18 protein-coding genes are annotated in these 16,714 nt (G+C 68.8%); 11 read left to right on the forward strand and 7 right to left on the reverse strand.

The window, feature by feature from the left end:
* Positions 1 to 10: 10 nt before the first annotated feature.
* A complete protein-coding gene (locus VYI76_RS11485) occupies positions 11 to 865 on the reverse strand; it encodes an outer membrane protein assembly factor BamD (RefSeq protein ID WP_326524875.1) in 855 nt (284 codons plus the stop codon).
* A gap of 124 nt (positions 866 to 989) precedes the next feature.
* On the opposite strand from VYI76_RS11485, the gene VYI76_RS11490 reads away from it, so the two are divergent.
* Complete coding sequence (locus tag VYI76_RS11490) at positions 990 to 1,829, forward strand: class I mannose-6-phosphate isomerase (RefSeq protein ID WP_326524876.1); 840 nt, start codon at positions 990 to 992, stop codon at positions 1,827 to 1,829.
* 80 nt (positions 1,830 to 1,909) lie between these two features.
* Complete coding sequence (locus VYI76_RS11495) at positions 1,910 to 2,476, forward strand: glycine zipper 2TM domain-containing protein (protein WP_326524877.1); 567 nt, start codon at positions 1,910 to 1,912, stop codon at positions 2,474 to 2,476.
* Between the two features lie 58 nt (positions 2,477 to 2,534).
* Here the strand turns inward: VYI76_RS11495 and VYI76_RS11500 are convergent, their stop codons facing one another.
* The gene (locus tag VYI76_RS11500; protein WP_326524878.1) at positions 2,535 to 2,756 is read right to left on the reverse strand and encodes a hypothetical protein; all 222 of its coding nucleotides are present in this window, start codon (positions 2,754 to 2,756) and stop codon (positions 2,535 to 2,537) included.
* Between the two features lie 94 nt (positions 2,757 to 2,850).
* Here VYI76_RS11500 and VYI76_RS11505 point away from each other — a divergent pair, with 94 nt between their 5' ends.
* From VYI76_RS11505 to VYI76_RS11535, 7 genes are read left to right on the forward strand one after another with little or no spacing between them, the layout of a single operon-like run.
* Positions 2,851 to 3,588 carry a hypothetical protein gene (locus tag VYI76_RS11505; protein WP_326524879.1) on the forward strand — a complete coding sequence of 246 codons (738 nt, stop codon included), beginning with the start codon at positions 2,851 to 2,853 and terminating at the stop codon, positions 3,586 to 3,588.
* A gap of 57 nt (positions 3,589 to 3,645) precedes the next feature.
* Positions 3,646 to 4,020 carry a fluoride efflux transporter CrcB gene (crcB, locus tag VYI76_RS11510; RefSeq protein WP_326524880.1) on the forward strand — a complete coding sequence of 125 codons (375 nt, stop codon included), beginning with the start codon at positions 3,646 to 3,648 and terminating at the stop codon, positions 4,018 to 4,020.
* Positions 4,017 to 5,294, forward strand: a complete 1,278-nt coding sequence (locus VYI76_RS11515) for an RluA family pseudouridine synthase (protein ID WP_326524881.1) — start codon at positions 4,017 to 4,019, stop codon at positions 5,292 to 5,294. Before crcB ends, VYI76_RS11515 begins: the two co-directional genes overlap by 4 nt.
* Entirely contained in the window at positions 5,294 to 5,896 is a 603-nt protein-coding gene (locus VYI76_RS11520; RefSeq protein ID WP_326524882.1) for an FMN-binding negative transcriptional regulator, read from the forward strand. The genes VYI76_RS11515 and VYI76_RS11520 overlap by 1 nt, the downstream gene beginning before the upstream one ends.
* A complete protein-coding gene (locus VYI76_RS11525) occupies positions 5,893 to 6,579 on the forward strand; it encodes an HAD-IA family hydrolase (RefSeq protein ID WP_326524883.1) in 687 nt (228 codons plus the stop codon). The genes VYI76_RS11520 and VYI76_RS11525 overlap by 4 nt, the downstream gene beginning before the upstream one ends.
* Complete coding sequence (locus VYI76_RS11530; RefSeq protein WP_326524884.1) at positions 6,576 to 6,797, forward strand: hypothetical protein; 222 nt, start codon at positions 6,576 to 6,578, stop codon at positions 6,795 to 6,797. The genes VYI76_RS11525 and VYI76_RS11530 overlap by 4 nt, the downstream gene beginning before the upstream one ends.
* On the forward strand, positions 6,794 to 7,489 hold the full coding sequence (locus tag VYI76_RS11535) for an ATP12 family chaperone protein (protein WP_326524885.1): 696 nt from the start codon (positions 6,794 to 6,796) through the stop codon (positions 7,487 to 7,489). Before VYI76_RS11530 ends, VYI76_RS11535 begins: the two co-directional genes overlap by 4 nt.
* 407 nt (positions 7,490 to 7,896) lie before the next feature.
* Here VYI76_RS11535 and VYI76_RS11540 read toward each other — a convergent pair whose 3' ends face one another.
* Positions 7,897 to 9,936: a S9 family peptidase gene (locus VYI76_RS11540; RefSeq protein WP_326524886.1), complete on the reverse strand. Its 2,040-nt coding sequence runs from the start codon at positions 9,934 to 9,936 to the stop codon at positions 7,897 to 7,899.
* A gap of 118 nt (positions 9,937 to 10,054) precedes the next feature.
* Here VYI76_RS11540 and dinB point away from each other — a divergent pair, with 118 nt between their 5' ends.
* On the forward strand, positions 10,055 to 11,134 hold the full coding sequence (dinB, locus tag VYI76_RS11545; protein ID WP_326524887.1) for a DNA polymerase IV: 1,080 nt from the start codon (positions 10,055 to 10,057) through the stop codon (positions 11,132 to 11,134).
* Positions 11,135 to 11,140: 6 nt separating this feature from the next.
* On the opposite strand, the gene VYI76_RS11550 is transcribed toward dinB, so the two are convergent.
* The 3 genes from VYI76_RS11550 to VYI76_RS11560 all read right to left on the reverse strand — a co-directional run bounded on the left by VYI76_RS11550 (position 11,141) and on the right by VYI76_RS11560 (position 15,150).
* Complete coding sequence (locus VYI76_RS11550; protein ID WP_326524888.1) at positions 11,141 to 12,385, reverse strand: hypothetical protein; 1,245 nt, start codon at positions 12,383 to 12,385, stop codon at positions 11,141 to 11,143.
* A 110-nt stretch (positions 12,386 to 12,495) separates the two neighbouring features.
* Positions 12,496 to 14,823, reverse strand: a complete 2,328-nt coding sequence (gene clpA, locus VYI76_RS11555) for an ATP-dependent Clp protease ATP-binding subunit ClpA (RefSeq protein WP_326524889.1) — start codon at positions 14,821 to 14,823, stop codon at positions 12,496 to 12,498.
* Between the two features lie 132 nt (positions 14,824 to 14,955).
* Positions 14,956 to 15,150 (reverse strand): DUF1192 domain-containing protein, encoded by a 195-nt coding sequence (locus VYI76_RS11560; protein WP_326524890.1) that lies wholly within the window; start codon positions 15,148 to 15,150, stop codon positions 14,956 to 14,958.
* An 82-nt stretch (positions 15,151 to 15,232) separates the two neighbouring features.
* Here VYI76_RS11560 and VYI76_RS11565 point away from each other — a divergent pair, with 82 nt between their 5' ends.
* On the forward strand, positions 15,233 to 16,213 hold the full coding sequence (locus VYI76_RS11565; protein WP_326525104.1) for an NAD(P)H-quinone oxidoreductase: 981 nt from the start codon (positions 15,233 to 15,235) through the stop codon (positions 16,211 to 16,213).
* A 285-nt stretch (positions 16,214 to 16,498) separates the two neighbouring features.
* Here the strand turns inward: VYI76_RS11565 and VYI76_RS11570 are convergent, their stop codons facing one another.
* Positions 16,499 to 16,711: a DUF1289 domain-containing protein gene (locus VYI76_RS11570; RefSeq protein WP_326524891.1), complete on the reverse strand. Its 213-nt coding sequence runs from the start codon at positions 16,709 to 16,711 to the stop codon at positions 16,499 to 16,501.
* Positions 16,712 to 16,714 lie beyond the last annotated feature (3 nt).

Below are 16,714 nucleotides of genomic sequence, written 5' to 3' on the forward strand. Positions count from 1 at the left end.
TGCCCGCGATTCAGCTCGCCGGCTTGGGCGGGGCGCCGGCGGGCGCGCCATCGGCGACCGGCGACTGGGCGGCCTGGGGCGGGAGCACCGGATGTTCCTGCACCAGCTTGTAGGCGCGCTCATACCATTCGCTGCCGGGGTAGTTGGCGCCGAGCACGGCGGCCGACTTCTTCGCTTCCTCGCGCACGCCCAGCGCCAGATAGGTCTCGACCAGCCGCATCAGCGCCTCGGGCGTGTGCGTCGTCGTCTGATATTCGTCGATGACCGTGCGGAACCGCATCGACGCCGCCAGCCACTGGCCACGGCGTTCATAGAAACGGCCGATCTCCATCTCCTTGCCCGCCAGGTGATCGCGCACCAGGTCGATCTTCAACCGCGCGTCGGCGGCATAGCGGGTGTTCGGATAGCGCCGGGTCAGCTCGCCCAGCGCATCGAGCGCCTGCTGCGTGATCTTCTGGTCGCGGGTTACGTCGCTGATCTGCTCGTAATAGCTGAGCGCGATCAGATAATAGGCATAGGGCGCGTCGCGGTTGCCGGGATGGACCGACAGGAAGCGCTGGGCGGACTGGATCGCCTGGGTATAATCCTGGTCGAGGTAATAGCTGAACGCGCCCATCACCTGCGCGCGGCGCGCCCAGATCGAATAGGGATGCTGGCGCTCGACCTCGTCGAACAGCGCGGCGGCTTCCTTATACTGGTTGCGATCCAGCCGATCCTTCGCCGCAGTGTAGAGCGTGCCGACGTCGCGCGCGACATAGGGGGTGTCGGCACGGTTGCCGCCGCCACGGCCGGCGCAACCGACGACCGCGAGCGAAGCGACTACGAGGGTGCCGGTCAGCGCGGCACGGGACATGGGGATACGCATCGCCGCCGCATCTACCCCAGCCGCCGCGCCGCTCAAAATGTTTTTGGCGGGCGCCCGCAACACGGCTTGCCCGACACGCGTTGTGCAGGGCACAAAAGTCCATCCCTTCGCTCCGGGAGCCTTCATGCCGGTCACCAAGCTCGCCACCCACCGCGTCGAAAAGCCCTGGGGCCGCCACCGCCTGTGGCCGGGCTTCGCCGATCCCGCGCCGGGCGGCGAACCGATCGGCGAGGTGTGGTTCCAGGCGCCGGGCGACAGCGAGCCCGACCTGCTGGTCAAATATCTGTTCACCTCAGAGAAGCTGTCGATTCAGGTCCACCCGGACGATGTTCAGGCGCGGGCGCGCGGGCTGCCGCGCGGAAAGGACGAATGCTGGCTGATCCTCGACGCCGAACCCGATTCCACCATCGCGGTGGGCACGCGCGAGCCCGTCGATCACGCGACGCTGCGCCGCGCCGCGCTCGACGGGTCGATCGAGCAACTCGTCGACTGGAAGCCGGTCAGGGCCGGCGACTTCCTCTATTCCGCTTCTGGCACGATCCATGCGATCGGCGCCGGGCTGACGCTGATCGAGGTGCAGCAGAATTCGGAAACCACCTACCGCCTCTACGATTACGGCCGCCCGCGCGAACTCCACCTCGACGATGGAATCGCGGTGAGTGACGCGGTGCCTTACGTACCGATCATCAGCCCCGGTGATGCCGGTGGCGGACGGACGATACTGGTCGAAGGGCCGAAGTTCGTGCTCGAACGCTGGACGGAAGGCACCCGTCGCCTGTCGCTGCCAGCAGATACGACGGCATGGCTGGTCCCCGTTACCGGAACCGGGGAGGCGGACGGCACAAGCTTCGCGGCGGGCGAATGCCTGACCGTGACAAGCGACGTCACGATCTCCGCCGCGCCAGGCGCGGACCTGCTCGTCGCCTATCCGGGCACCCGGCGGATCGACCTGTCGGGCAGGTGAACGCGAGGTAGTTTTGGGTTCACGCAACCTCCGCGATCGGGCCGGCGTTCTTGCGCCATATCCGTTCACAGGAGGATGTAATGCGTATCGCCTTTCTTGCCGCGGCACTGGCCGCAACCGGGCTGACCGCGGTTCCGGCAGCCGCGCAGTCCAATCCGCGCGATGCCGCGCGCGAATATAACCGCGATGTCCGCGACGCACAGCGTGACTATCGTCGCGACCTGCGCAATGCCGATTCGCGCCGCGACGTGCGCGAAGCGCAGCGCGACTATAGCCGCGACCTCCGCGACGCGCGTCAGGACCGCAACCGTGCCGTCCGCGACTGGCGCCAGTATCGCAGCTATGACTACAACCGCTACGAACGCGGCCAGAACCGTTATTACGCCGATCGCTATTATCGCGACGGGCAATATTACCAGACGCGCCGCCTGACGCGGAACGACCGCGTCTATCGCGGCAACGACGGCCGCTATTACTGCCGCCGCGGCGACGGCACCACGGGCCTAATCATCGGCGGCCTGGCCGGCGGCCTGCTCGGCAATGCGCTGGACAATGGCGGCTCAGGCCTGCTCGGCACGCTGCTCGGTGCCGGTGGCGGCGCGGTGATCGGGCGTGAGATCGACCGCGGCAACGCCCGCTGCCGCTGACCTATCCGCAGCGTGACAACGACGGGGCCCCGGCGAGCGATCGCCGGGCCTTTTCGTATCAGATGAACCCGCCGCCCAGCGACAGGCGCACCACGGCGAAGATCAGGATCACGATGTTGAGGTTGCGGCCGGCGTTCTTGCTCGACAGCACGCCCAGCACCAGGCCGACCAGCGCGATGGGCAGCGCCAGCCAATTGGCCCAGCCGAGAAACGGGACGACGCCCGGTATCACGAAGATCAGCGATACCAGGCCGGTGAGGATCGAGAGGATGTTGAGCATGACGCCAATATGCTTTCCTGCGGGTGTCTTGGCAAGATAAGACGCCCATCCCGCTCCACGGTTCCTTAACCATGGCGCATGCAGGGTCGTGCCGATGCCCCCTATCCGGACCCGCCTCGCCCTCCTCGCCCTGCCGCTGGCGCTCGCCGCCTGCGGCTCGGAGCCCGCAGTGGAGGATGCGGGAGGCGCCCTTGACGCGGAACTGGCGACAGGCGGCAGCGACCCTCTGCTCGCCGCGGCGGTACAGGACCCGCTGATGACCGATCCCCAGCTTTCGACACGGTCCAACGCCGACGCGATCCGCCCGCCGAGCCAGCCCTACGCCGCACCGATTCCCGCAACCGATGTTGTGTCGGCGCCCGACACCGACGACCGCGATCTGACACCGGCACCCAAGCCAGACGCCGCCTGCCCGCAATGCGCAACGGTCGGCGAGGCCCTGACCCTCGCCGCGATCGCCGCGCGCCAGCCCAACCCGGCGATGCGCCGCTGCGCGCCCACGCTGCGCTATGCCGCCGGCTGGGCATGGCGCCTGCCCGCCGACCTGCCACTGCACGACGGCGCCCGCGTCGTCGAGGCAGCCGGCAGCGATACGCCGCAGTGCCGCCTGCGCGCTGCCAGCGTCATTGTCGCCCGCCCTGTGGCGCAAGTGGTCGACTGGTATCACGGCCGCGCCACCGCCGCCGGCTATGCCAGCAGTCATCAGGCTGATGCGCGCCGCCATATCCTTACGGGGCACCGTGCACGCGACGGGGCGAACTATGTCGCCGTGCTGCGCGAAACCGGCACGGGCGGCACCGCGATCGAACTGGTCGTCGGCGCCGGCGGTTAGGCCCCTGTAGCGCGAAGGGGTGACGCGCGCGGCGTGTCGCGCTACCGCTCGCGAATAATGGGCAATCTTCTTCTCGTGATGGCTGGTGGCGCGCTGGGATCGGGCGCGCGGCACCTGTTCGGCCGCTGGACGCTCGCGGCGTTCGGCCCCGATTATCCCTATGGTACGCTGGGCGTGAACCTGATCGGCGGCCTCGCGATGGGGCTACTGGTTGGCGTGCTGCTGCGCGGCGAGGCCGGCGAACCGGCGCGGCTGCTGCTCGGCGTCGGCGTGCTGGGCGGCTTCACCACCTTTTCCGCCTTCAGCCTCGACGTCGCGCTGATGCTCGAACGCGGCGAACTCCTCGTGGCTCTGGGCTATGTCGCGGCGTCGGTGATCGGATCGGTGGTCGCGCTGTTCGCCGGTCTCTCGATCATGCGGAGCGTGGCATGAGCGAAGTGCGCGAATTCACCGTCGGCGCCGACGACGACGGCATCCGGCTCGATCGCTGGTTCAAGCGGCACCAGCCGGACGTCAGCTTCAACCTGGTCTCGCGCTGGGCGCGCACCGGCCAGTTGCGCGTCGATGGCGGCCGTGCGCAGCCGGGCGACCGGCTGGCGGCGGGCCAGGTGCTGCGCGTGCCGCCGAACGAGCCCGAACCCGCCACCGCCCCGCGCCCGAAGCGCACCCGCCCGCCGCTGTCGGCCGAACAGACCGCGCTGATCCGCTCGATGGTCGTCCACCAGGACGATCAGGCGTTTGTGCTGAACAAGCCCCCCGGTCTCGCGACGCAGGGCGGGACCAAGACGACCGAGCATGTCGATCACCTGCTCGACGGCCTGCAATATGATCTCGAAGGGCGGCCGAAACTGGTCCACCGGCTCGACAAGGACACGTCCGGCGCGCTGCTGGTCGCGCGCACCTCGCGCGCTGCCGCCTATTTCGCCAAGAGCTTCTCGGGCCGCACCGCGCGCAAGATCTACTGGGCGCTGGTCGTCGGCGTGCCCGACATCGAGGACGGGCTGGTCGACCTGCCGATCGCCAAGCAGCCGGGCACCGGTGGCGAGAAGATGCACGTCAGCGAGCATGACGGCCAGCCGTCGCGCAGCCGCTACAAGGTGATCGAGCGCGTCGGCAATCGCGCCGCCTGGGTCGAATTGCAGCCCTTCACCGGCCGCACCCACCAGTTGCGCGTGCATATGGCGGCGATCGGCCACCCGATCGTCGGTGACGGCAAATATGGTGGCGCGGACGCGTTCCTGACCGGTGGGGTCAGCCGCAAGATGCACCTCCACGCGCGGCGCATCCGCATCGACCATCCCGACGGCGGCCGGGTGGATGTGACAGCCGACCTGCCCGAGCATTTCGCCGAGAGCATGACGACGCTGGGTCTCGACCTGTCGCTCGGCGACCGTCCGCTGCCCGACGAAGGCCCGCCCCCGACTCGCGCCGAGCAGAAGGCGGTGGCGAAGCAGCATGCCAAGGCGATCCGCAAGGACCGCAAGGGCGAGCGTCGCACGCGCGGGGCGCCAGAGCGACCGGACCGGCCGAGCACCAGCACGCGCAAGACCGCGCCCGCCAAGGCCCCGGCCGCAAAGCGCGGCGGGAAGCCCGGCACCGGCAAGCCGGGGTCCGACAGGCCCGCTCGTCCCACGTCCGCCGGACGCCCCCCGCGCGGGAAGCCCGGCGGCGATCGTCCGGGCGGAGCACCGCGCGGGCGGCGCTGATGCACCCCGCTCCGGCATTCCGCTGGGAAGACCGCGACGCGATGCGCGCCTTCGTCCGCGACGTGACGTTCGGCCAGCTGTTCGCCGCCACGCCAGACGGGCCGCGCGTCGCACAGGTTCCGGTGATCTGGCTCGACCACGATACGCTCGGCCTGCACGTCGCGCGCGGGAACGGGATCTCACGGCATCTGGACGGTGCCGCCGCGCTGTTCACCGTGCTCGGGCCGGAGGGCTATATACGGCCCGACTGGTATGAGCTTGGGCCCGATCAGGTGCCGACCTGGAACTATCTGGCGGTCGAGCTCGAAGGGACCGCGCGCCGCATGGACCGCGACGCGCTGGCCGCGCAGGTCGATGCGCTGACCGCGGAGCAGGAAGCGCGCCACCCCGCCCCGGCCTGGACGCGCGACAAGCTCGATCCGCGCGCGTCCGACAAGCTGCTCGACGCGATTATCGGCTTCCGGCTGGAAATCACCGCGTGGCGCGGCACGGCCAAGCTCGGCCAGAACAAGCCCGACGCCGCCCGCCTCGCCGCCGCCGACGCGAGCGAGGCCGCCGGCCGCCGCGCGATCGCGCAGCTGATGCGGGCGTGGCGGCGATGAACCGGCTCGCGCTGTTCGACTGCGACGGCACGCTGGTCGATTCGGCCGCAAACATCTGCCTGGCGGTCGAGCGCGCGTTCGACGCCCACCGCCTCGCCCCGCCGCCGCGCCCCGCGATCCACCGCATCGTCGGGCTGAGTCTGGTCGAGGCGATGGCGGCTTTGCACCCGGATGCGGAGGGCGATTTCCACGCGGTGCTCGCGCAATCCTACAAGGACAGCTTCATCGCGATGCGCGGCACGCCTGATTTCGCGCACGAACCGCTCTACCCTGGTATCGCGGATGCCGTCGCGGCACTCGACGAGGCCGGCTGGATGCTCGGGGTGGCGACCGGAAAGTCGGATCGCGGCCTGGCCATCATCCTCGACGTCCACGGACTGCGCGACCGGTTCGTCACGCTCCAGACCGCCGATCGCCACCCGTCCAAGCCAGATCCCGCGATGGCGCTGGCGGCGATTGCCGAGGCGGGCGCGGCGCCGACGACGACGGTGATGATCGGCGACACCAGCTATGACATGGCGATGGCCCGCGCCGCCGGCGCGCACGCGGTCGGGGTCGACTGGGGCTATCACGCGCCAGAGGATCTGCACGCGGCCGGCGCGTCCCATGTCATCGCCGATGCCGCGCGACTGGCGGACACGCTGCTTGCCTGCGTCGACGGCGCGCCTATCTCGGCACGATGACCCCGGACGACGCCCTCGCCCGCAAGCGCTGGTTCGCGCTCGTCGCCACCCGCCTTGCGGCGACGGCGGGCGCGGTGCTGGGCGTGATCCTGATCGCGCGCGCGACCGACTGGCCGGACAAGGCGCTGGGCGTCGCGATCGTGCTCGCCGCGATATACCTGATGGCGGTGGTGCCGCTCGCGCTCGCCCGGCGCTGGCGCAGCGGAGGCGATGCGTGAAGCGCTTCTGGAAGGACGTGACCGTCGCGAGCGAAGGCGACGGCTTCGGCATCGCGCTCGACGGCAAGCCGATCCGCACTCCCGGCCGCGCGCGCCTCGCCGTGCCCACCGCCGCGCTGGCGGAGGCGATCGCGGACGAATGGCGCGGCGTTGACGGCGATATCGATCCGCGCGCGATGCCGCTCACCGGCCTCGCCAACGCGGCGATCGACCGGATCGCGTCGGTACGACCCGACTTCGCCCAGAGCCTCGCCCGTTACGGCGAAAGCGACCTGCTCTGTTATCGCGCCGCCGAACCCGAGCCGCTGGTCGCGCGCCAGCAGGCCGCGTGGGACCCGCTGCTCGACTGGGCGCGCGGGCGTTACGACGTCCATTTCGAGATAGCGGCGGGCGCGATGCACACGCCCCAGCCCCGCGCCACGCTCGTCCGGCTGGATGAAGCGGTGGCGGCGCGCGATGCGTTCGAACTGGCCGCGCTCCACCACGTCGTCACCGTCACCGGATCGCTGGTGCTGGCGCTCGCGCTGGTCGAAGGTGCCGCCGATCCAGACACGATCTGGCGCGCCGCGCGGATCGACGACGACTGGCAGGCCGAACAATGGGGCGAAGACGCGCTGGCCGTCGCGGCGACCGCCGCCCACCGCGCCGATTTCGACGCCGGTGCGCGTCTGCTGGCGCTGCTGACGAGCTAGGGTCAGGACCCATTGACTGCGACGGTCGTGACGGAGCGGATTTAGGTTCAGGACTAGAAGCGAGGAGCGGAGCGATGCTTGTGCATCGTGACCGAGGAGCGACGACGCCCTGGGCCGAAATCCGCCCGCCGCTTGTGCGGTTGCCCGGACGCGCCCGCCGGTCTGCGTCGCGAGCCTTGCGCGTAGCGCCGCTACGCGCTGCGCCCCGCTCCTTGCCGGACGAACACGTCCGGGCAATCATGACCCTCGCAGTCAATGGGTCCTGACCCTAGAACGACCGGCCGACGCGCCGGGTATCGTGCGCAACATCGTGCGCTCGACCGGCGCCAGCGCGTACCGCCGTACGGCGTCACCTTGCTGACCTCGTTGCGTACGCCGGTCAGGATCGCTGACGCCTTACTCCTGCGTCAGTCGTTCGCCGCCGCGGCGGCCGGGGGCCGGCGATAGCGATCGAACCAGGCGAGGATCGCCGATGCCTTGGCCGCCGACTGGCTTGGCCGCGCGGTAAAACCGCCGTGGCTGGCGCCGGGCACCTTGACCAGCATCGTCGGCACGCCCTTGATCTGGAGCGCGGCGTAGAGCTGCTCGCTCTCGCTGACCGGGGTGCGGTAATCCTCGCTGCCCACCACCACCAGCGTCGGCGTGGTGATGTTGCCGATCAAGCTGAGCGGCGAGCGCGCCCAATAGTGCATCGGATCTTCCCACGGCTTCTTCTCGAACCAGTAGCGCGAGGTCATCAACGTGTTGTCCATGGTCAGCGCCTCGCTGATCCAGTTGATGACCGGCTTCTGCGCCGCCGCCGCCCGGAAACGATTGGTCTTGCCGACGATCCAGGTGGTCAGCACCCCGCCGCCCGAGCCACCGGTGACGAACAGGTTATCAGGATCGGCGACGCCCGCCGCGATCGCGGCATCGACCGCGGCGATCAGATCGTCATAGTCGGGGCCGGGATAATTCTTGTCGATCAGGTTCGCGAAATCGGCGCCGTAGGACGTGCTGCCGCGCGGGTTGGTATAGAGCACCGCATAGCCGCCGGCGGCATAGAGCTGGACGTCGGTCGAGAAGGTCGGGCCATATGCGGAGTGCGGCCCGCCGTGAATTTCCAGGATCAACGGCACCCGCGTACCCGGCCGATAGTCGGGGGGCGTTACCAGCCATGACGGCACATCACGCCCGTCAGGCGCCCTCACCGCCAGCTCGCGCGCCTGCCCCAGGCTCTTTGTGCCCAGCAGGTCGTCGTTCAGCCGCGTCAGCCGCCGCCCGCCGACGAACACATCCGCCGGCCGCTGGGTGTCGCCACCGGTATAGGCGACGGTACCGCGTGCTGACACGCTGAACTCGCCCCCGGTGTACGGCCGGTCGAGCCCGCCGCCGGCAAGCCCGGCGGCGATCGGCGACAACGCACCGTCCATCCCCAGCCGTGCGACCTTCTTCACCCCCTTGTCGTCATAGCTGACGATCAGCGTACGCCCATCCGGCGCCCACACCATGTCATCGATGCTGCGATCCAGGTTCGGGGTCAGCGCGCGGACGTTCGATCCGTCGCGGTCCATCACATAGGCATGGGTCAGCATGTGGCTGACGCGCTTGTCGTCATAGCCGAGATAGGCGATGAGCCGTCCGTCCGGCGACACGCGCGGTTTGGCGTCCGGGCCATAGCGCTTGGTGAGCGGGGTCAGCGCCCCGCTCGCCACGTCGAGCGCGATCACTTCCGAATTGCGCGGCTCCTGTTCCCAGTCGGACGTGCGGACGGCGGAGAACAGGATCGTGCGGCCATCGGGCGTCCAGGACAGCGGCCCGTCGTCGTGGAACCGCCCGAACGTCAACTGACGCGGCGCCCCGCCCTCGGCCGAAACGACGAAGATATGGTTGTAGCCGGGCTTGAGATAGCCGCCCGCATCCGTGCGGTATGTGACCTTGTCGATCACCTCCAGCGCGGGCGCCCATTTCGCGCCTTCGGGCCTGGGCGGCGCCTTGCCCAGCTTCGTCGCCTCGTCGGGCACCAGCATGACATAGGCGAGCCGCGTGCCGTCGGGCGACCACTCGATCGCGCTTGGCGCGGTGGGCAGGCCGGTGACCCGCGCGGTCGCGCCGGTCGCCACCCAGCGCACGTAGAGCTGCGCGCCCGATCCCTCGTTGGCGACATAGGCGATCCGCCCGCCGTCGGGCGACCAGCGCGGGCTGGAGCCGCTGGCCACCAGCGGCGTCTGCTTGCCCGACGCGACATCGACCAGCCAGATCGACGGGCGCATGGCGTCGGCCATCACGTCGCCGGTGCGGCGGACATAGGCGACCTTCGACCCGTCCGGGCTGATCCGCGGATCGCTTGCCTGCTCCAGCCCGAACAGGTCGCTGCCGGTGAAAATGCGCGTTGGCCCTTCCACCTGCTGGGCAATGGCAGCCGGCGCGGCGAGCAGCGCCAGCGCGACAATGGACGAACGGAACATGCGGCAATCCCCCTGTCTTTTCGTGCTGTCTTTTCGTGGCGCCATGGTGTCCGCCAGAGGGCGGCCAGGCAAGCGCCGTTCTTGCGCGCGCCTGCGAAAAGACTAGGCCGAAGGCGCCATGACCGCCCCGGCGCCGCGCAAGATCATCCACATCGACATGGACGCCTTCTATGCGTCGGTCGAGCAGCGCGACGATCCGGCGTTGCGCGGGAAACCGGTGGCGGTCGGCTCGGCCTCGTCGCGCGGAGTCGTCGCCGCCGCATCCTATGAGGCACGCGCGTTCGGCGTGCGATCGGCGCTGCCGTCGGTCACCGCACTACGGCGATGCCCGACCCTGCTGTTCGTCCGCCCGCGATTCGACGTGTACCGCGCGGTTTCGCGCCAGATCCATGCGATCTTCGCCGACTATACCCCGTTGATCCAGCCGCTGTCGCTCGACGAGGCGTATCTGGACGTGACCGACAATCTGCGCGGCCTGCCGACCGCCTGGGCGACGGCGAAGGAAATCCGTGCGCGCATCCTGGCGGAAACCGGGCTGACCGCCTCCGCCGGCATCTCGTACAACAAATTCCTCGCCAAGCTGGCGTCGGACCACCGCAAGCCTGACGGCCAGTTCGCGGTGACGCCCGACATGGGCGAGGCTTGGGTGGCGACCCTGCCCGTCGCTCGGTTCCACGGTGTCGGCCCGGTCACCGCGCGCAAGATGGAGCGGCTGGGTATCGCAACCGGCGCGGACCTGCGCGCGCAGACGGTCGACTGGCTGCGCGCGCATTTTGGCGGTTCGGCCGAATGGTATCACGCGATCGCGCGCGGACGGGACGACCGGCCGGTAAATCCGGATCGCGAACGCAAGTCGTCGGGATCGGAAACCACGTTCAACCGCGACCTGCTCGTCGCCGCGGAGATCGAGGCCGGCGTGCTCGGGATGGCGGACGACGTCTGGGCGTGGTGCGCGAAGGCCGGCGCCTATGGCCGCACCGTGACGGTGAAGATCAAATACGCCGATTTCCACATCATCACGCGCAGCCGCACCGGCACCGCCCCTGTCACTGACCATGACCGTCTGCGCGACACCGCGCTGGCGCTGATCCGGTCGGTGCTGCCGACCGAACAGGGCATCCGGCTGGTCGGCGTCACCGTATCGAACTTCGCGGCGGCGGAGGACGTGTCGCTGCCGCTGTTCGATCCCCCGGCCTGACCCGGCTCAGCAGTCGGTGGGCACGCCGATCGCCTTGCCGAGCAGCCCGCCGAGGCCGCGCTTCTTCGGCGTGCAGTCGCGCGGCTTGGCCGGACGATCGTCGTCCGCCGCTGCGCCCATCATCGCGCCCATGTCCATGCCGGCCAGCGTCATCGCCTGCGACTTGTAGCGGACCTTGGCGGTCCATTCCGGACGCCACGGCACCTTGGGATCGGCCGGGCGCGGCGGGTGGACGAAATTCGCTTCGGGGCCATAGGCGGTCAGCGTTGTCATCAGCACGGGGCCGGCGGCTGCCTTCACCTCGGCGGGGATGGTGCAGCTGGTCTGCGTCGGCGGCATCACGATCTTCTGCCCGATCAGCCGCGCGACGGTGGCCGGGGGCAGGTAATCGGTCAGCCCGCCGCCGAACTCACGCGAGTTGGACGACGCCCACCACACGATGTCGAGACTGTCGCCGCCGCCCTGGCCCATCCCGCCGATCGCCAGCGCATAGAAGCCGGTCGCGCCGGTCACCGGCTGCCAGTTCAGCGCGACGCCGCCGGCCGGGGCGGCCGCGCTGCGCAACTGCACGCCCGGCATGAAATCCTGGTTCAGCGCGAAGCCGATCTCCGGCGCGTAATTGCCGGCGACGCGGTGCTGGCCGATCAGCGACGCGGCCGAGTGCAACGGCTTGCGGTTCCGGTCGAGCGTATTGGGCCAGTGGCCATAGGTGCGGCTGTTGGCACGGCTCGGTCCCTGTTCGACCGGAACCTTTGCGGTCCAGAAATTGGGCGGAAACTGCCCGGCCGCGACCTTGGCGAAATCGATCACCACCGGCTGGCCGGGCGCGACGCGATCACCGCAACCCCAATAGACGCGCAGCCGCCCCTTGGGCCGCTGCATGTCGGTCGGGCGCGCATCCTCTTGCGGCCTTGGCACCGGCGTTTCGAGGGGGACCGACTGGCCGAGTCGCAGGACGGGCGGCACGAAATGGTCGGCCTTGGGTGCACCGCCGGTCGGCGCCTGGGTCGATCCGAGCCGGAACAACAGGCTGCGCTGCGCCGAATTGCCGCCGCCGCGCCCGGTGAGCATCGCCATCGGGTTCATCCCGGCGCCCATCCCGCTGGTCGTTTCCGCATCGATCCAGTAGCGGGCCTTCGGGCCGGCCGCAGGCTGTGCCTCCCCGCCCTGCGACAGCGCAAAGCCGCCAATCGCCACGCTGCCGACAACGCCCAACGCCAATCCGAAACGCCGCATGATCGCCCCCGCCATGACTCGCCCTGTATCGTCCGAGTCCTAGCCGATTTCGCGCAGTTGGACAAAAGAAACGGCGCGACGGGATGCCCGCCGCGCCGATGTGTTTCCTGCCAAGGACTTGGCGGTTATTCGGCCTTGGCCGGCGCGGATTTGCGACCGCTCCTGGGCTTGCCGGCCTTCTTCGGTGCGGCAGGCTCTATCGCGAACGAAAGTGCGTTGTCCTTCAGCCGCACCGTGACCTCGCCACCATGGACGAGCTTGCCGAACAACAGTTCCTCGGCCAGCGGCTGCTTGATCTTCTCCTGGATCAGGCGACCCATCGGGCGCGCGCCATAAAGCTTGTCATAGCCGCGTTCCGTCAGCCACGCCTTGGCTTCGTCATCCAGCCGAATGTGCACGCCGCGATCGGCCAGTTGCAGTTCGAGCTGGAGGATGAACTTCTCGACCACGCGGCCGACCACTTCGGGCGGCAGATAATCGAAAGGAACGATCGCATCGAGCCGGTTGCGGAATTCAGGGGTGAAGAGCTTCTTCACCGCCTCTTCCTGCACATCCTCGCGGGTGATCTGGCCGAAACCAATCGATTCCTTCGCCATGTCCGACGCGCCGGCGTTCGTCGTCATGATGAGCACGACGTTGCGGAAATCGACGGTCTTGCCGTGGTGATCGGTCAGCTTGCCGTTGTCCATCACCTGGAGGAGGATGTTGAACAGGTCCGGGTGTGCCTTCTCGATCTCGTCGAGCAGCAGCACCGAGTGCGGCTGCTGATCGACCGCGTCGGTGAGCAGCCCGCCCTGATCGTAGCCGACATAGCCCGGGGGGGCGCCGATCAGCCGGCTGACCGAGTGGCGCTCCATATATTCGGACATGTCGAACCGCTGGAGCGGGATGCCCATGATCTCGGCCAGCCGCCGCGCGACCTCAGTCTTGCCGACGCCGGTGGGGCCGCTGAACAGGTAATTGCCGATCGGCTTGTCGGGATCGCGCAGGCCGGCGCGGCTCAGCTTGATCGCCGACGACAGCACCTCGATCGCCTTGTCCTGCCCGAACACGACACGCTTCAGGTCGGTGGTCAGGTTGGCCAGCGCCCTGGTGTCGTCACTCGACACCGTTTTCGGCGGGATGCGCGCCATCGTTGCGATGACCTGTTCGATCTCCTTGGGAGTGATCGTCTTCTTGCGCTTCGACGGGGCGACCAGCATCTGCATCGCGCCGACTTCGTCGATCACGTCGATCGCCTTGTCCGGCAGCTTGCGATCGTTGATGTAGCGCGCCGACAGTTCCACCGCCGACTTGATCGCGTCGGGGGTGTATTTGACGCTGTGGTGGCTCTCGAACGCGGTGCGCAGCCCGGTGAGGATCTTGATCGTGTCCTCGATCGTCGGCTCGTTGACGTCGATCTTCTGGAACCGGCGCAGCAGGGCGCGGTCCTTTTCGAAATGGTTGCGGAATTCCTTGTAGGTGGTCGATCCGATGCAGCGGATCGTCCCGCCGCTCAGCGCGGGCTTGAGCAGGTTCGACGCGTCCATCGCGCCGCCCGACGTCGCACCCGCACCGATGACGGTGTGGATCTCGTCGATGAACAGCACCGCATGGGGCAGCTTCTCAAGCTCGTTCACGACCTGCTTGAGCCGTTCCTCGAAATCGCCGCGATAGCGGGTGCCGGCGAGCAGCGCGCCCATGTCGAGCGAGTAGATGACGGCTTCCTTGAGCACGTCGGGCACCTCGCCCTCGACGATCTTGCGCGCCAGCCCCTCCGCAATCGCCGTCTTGCCGACGCCGGGATCGCCCACATAGAGCGGGTTGTTCTTGGAACGGCGGCACAGGATCTGGATCGTGCGATCGACCTCCGGCCCGCGACCGATCAGCGGATCGACGCGGCCTTCCTTCGCCTTTTCATTGAGATCGACGGTGAACTGCTTGAGCGCGCTCTCGCCCTTGCCCGATTTCGCATCGCCCTTGGCGGGCTTTTCCTCGTCGGCGCCCTTGGGCGTGGACGCCTCGGCCGGGGTCGCCCCCTTGCCGACGCCGTGGCTGATGAAGCTGACCGCATCCAACCGGCTCATGTCCTGCTGCTGCAGGAAATAGACGGCGTAGCTTTCGCGTTCGGAGAACAGCGCGACCAGCACATTGGCGCCCGTCACCTCGTCGCGGCCCGACGACTGGACATGCAGGATGGCGCGCTGGACGACCCGCTGGAACCCGCTGGTCGGCGACGGATCGGTGGCCGACTGCACCTTCAGCGCGTCGAGTTCGGTATCCAGATAATGCGCGACGGTAGTCTGCAGCTCGCCCAGATCGACACCGCAGGACGACATCACCTTCGACGCATGCTCGTCGTCGATCAGCGCGAGCAGCAGATGCTCCAGCGTCGCATATTCATGGCGCCGCGACGACGCGGCCTTCAGGGCCTCGTGCAGCGTGTTCTCTAGCGCGGATGCGAAAGACGGCATTACTCTACTCCAGCGAGCCCGTGCGGATGCGCGGCCCCTTTCCAACTATGTCGGAAGTCATCGGCCGCTCATCAAGCGCGGCAGCCCAGCACCGGTTGGTTCGCCGAAGCGCCCGGACCGGTGCCGCCGCGCTCACGACTTGAATAGCGCGTCGGCGCTTGCACGATGGTTAACGGCGCGTTCAATTTTTCGGCGGGCCCGCGCGACCTCCGCCTCCAGCGCGGCAATGCGCTCGCGCAATTCCTCGACCGACAGCGGGTCGAGATCCTGTCGGGCCAGCTCCGCGAGCAAATCGCGGGCGCGCCGGGGAAGGTCTTCGGCGTCCATGGCCGCAATCGTTGACGCGAGCGGACCGGGTGTCAATAACCGGCAGCGACGAACGGGGGTGCGCGTGACCTTGCCAGCGACGATGACGGCGATCGACCCGGAGGCACCCGGCGGGCCGGAGGTGCTGGTGCCCGTCACCCGTCCGGTCCCACAGCCGGGCACCGGCGAAGTCCTGATCCGCGTCGCCGCCGCCGGGGTGAACCGGCCCGACGTGCTCCAGCGCAAGGGCGGTTATGCACCGCCGCCGGGGACGAGTTCTATCCCCGGACTTGAGGTGGCCGGCGAGATCGCCGCGATCGGCGACGGCGTGCAGCGCGAATTGCTGGGCCAGCCGGTCTGCGCGCTGGTAGCGGGCGGCGGCTATGCCGAATATTGCGTCGCCCCGGTCGGCCAGTGCCTGCCGGTGCCGGCCGCGCTGTCGATGGTCGAGGCGGCGGCGCTGCCCGAGACGCTGTTCACCGTGTGGACCAACCTGTTCGAGCGCGGCTTCGCGAGCGAGGGCGATACGGTGCTGGTGCACGGCGGGACCAGCGGCATCGGGACGATGGCGATCGCGCTGTGCGGCCTCTTCGGCGTCGGGATCATCGTGACGGCCGGATCGCGGGAGAAGGTCGCGGCGGCGCTGGCGCTCGGCGCTACCCATGCGATCGACTACCGGGCCGAGGATTTCGTCGAGCGGGTGCGCGAGATCACCGGCGGGCGCGGCGTGCAGGTGGTGCTCGACATGGTCGGCGGCGATTATGTGCCGCGCAACCTGAAATGCCTGGCGGAGGACGGCCGCCACGTCTCGATCGCGGTGCAGGGGGGGATGACCGCGACGATCCCGATCTTCGACGTCATGCGTCGCCGCCTGACGCTGACCGGATCGACGCTGCGCAATCGCGACGTGTCATTCAAGACGCTGGTCGCCGACGAACTGGCGCGGACGGTGTGGCCGCATGTCGAGGCCGGGCGACTGAAGCCGGTAATGGACCGCAGTTTTCCGCTGGCCGGGGCGGCCGACGCGCACCGCCGGATGGAAGCGGGCGACCATGTCGGCAAGATCGTGCTGACGGTCGGGTGAGCCGCGCAAAAGTTGCGGTAAACGCGTCAATTCGCCCACCTTTGTAAACTTTGCCGCCGGAGGGCGGTGGGCATATCGGTGGCTGGGAAAGAGCCGGCGCCAGCGCCGTGCCGACGAAGCAGGCGAAATCCTACATTGCAAGGGGCAGGACACCTCACGCGTCGCCCCGCGCGCACCCCTGTCACCCCCGCGAGGGCGGGAATCGATCGTCGCTGGATGAAGGAATGGAAGCGAGAGGCCGGCCGGAATGGATTCTCGCCCTTGCGGGAATGACGTGGCTGGGGTTCAGGCGGGGCCGCGCAGCCGGGCCATCCGGGGCGGGAGCGCGTCGAGGATAGCCTGCCGCCCCACGTCGCCCACGCTCGTCCAGCGGGCGATCTCGTCACCGGTGCGGCCGCAGCCCGTGCACCAGCCGGTCGTCGCATCGAGGCAACAGATGTTGACGCACGGGCTCATCACCCGCGCGGGTTCGACATATTCGAAGATGTCGTCGGCCAAGCC

It is taken from the genome of Sphingomonas sp., assembly GCF_035910975.1.
Taxonomy (GTDB): domain Bacteria; phylum Pseudomonadota; class Alphaproteobacteria; order Sphingomonadales; family Sphingomonadaceae; genus Sphingomonas.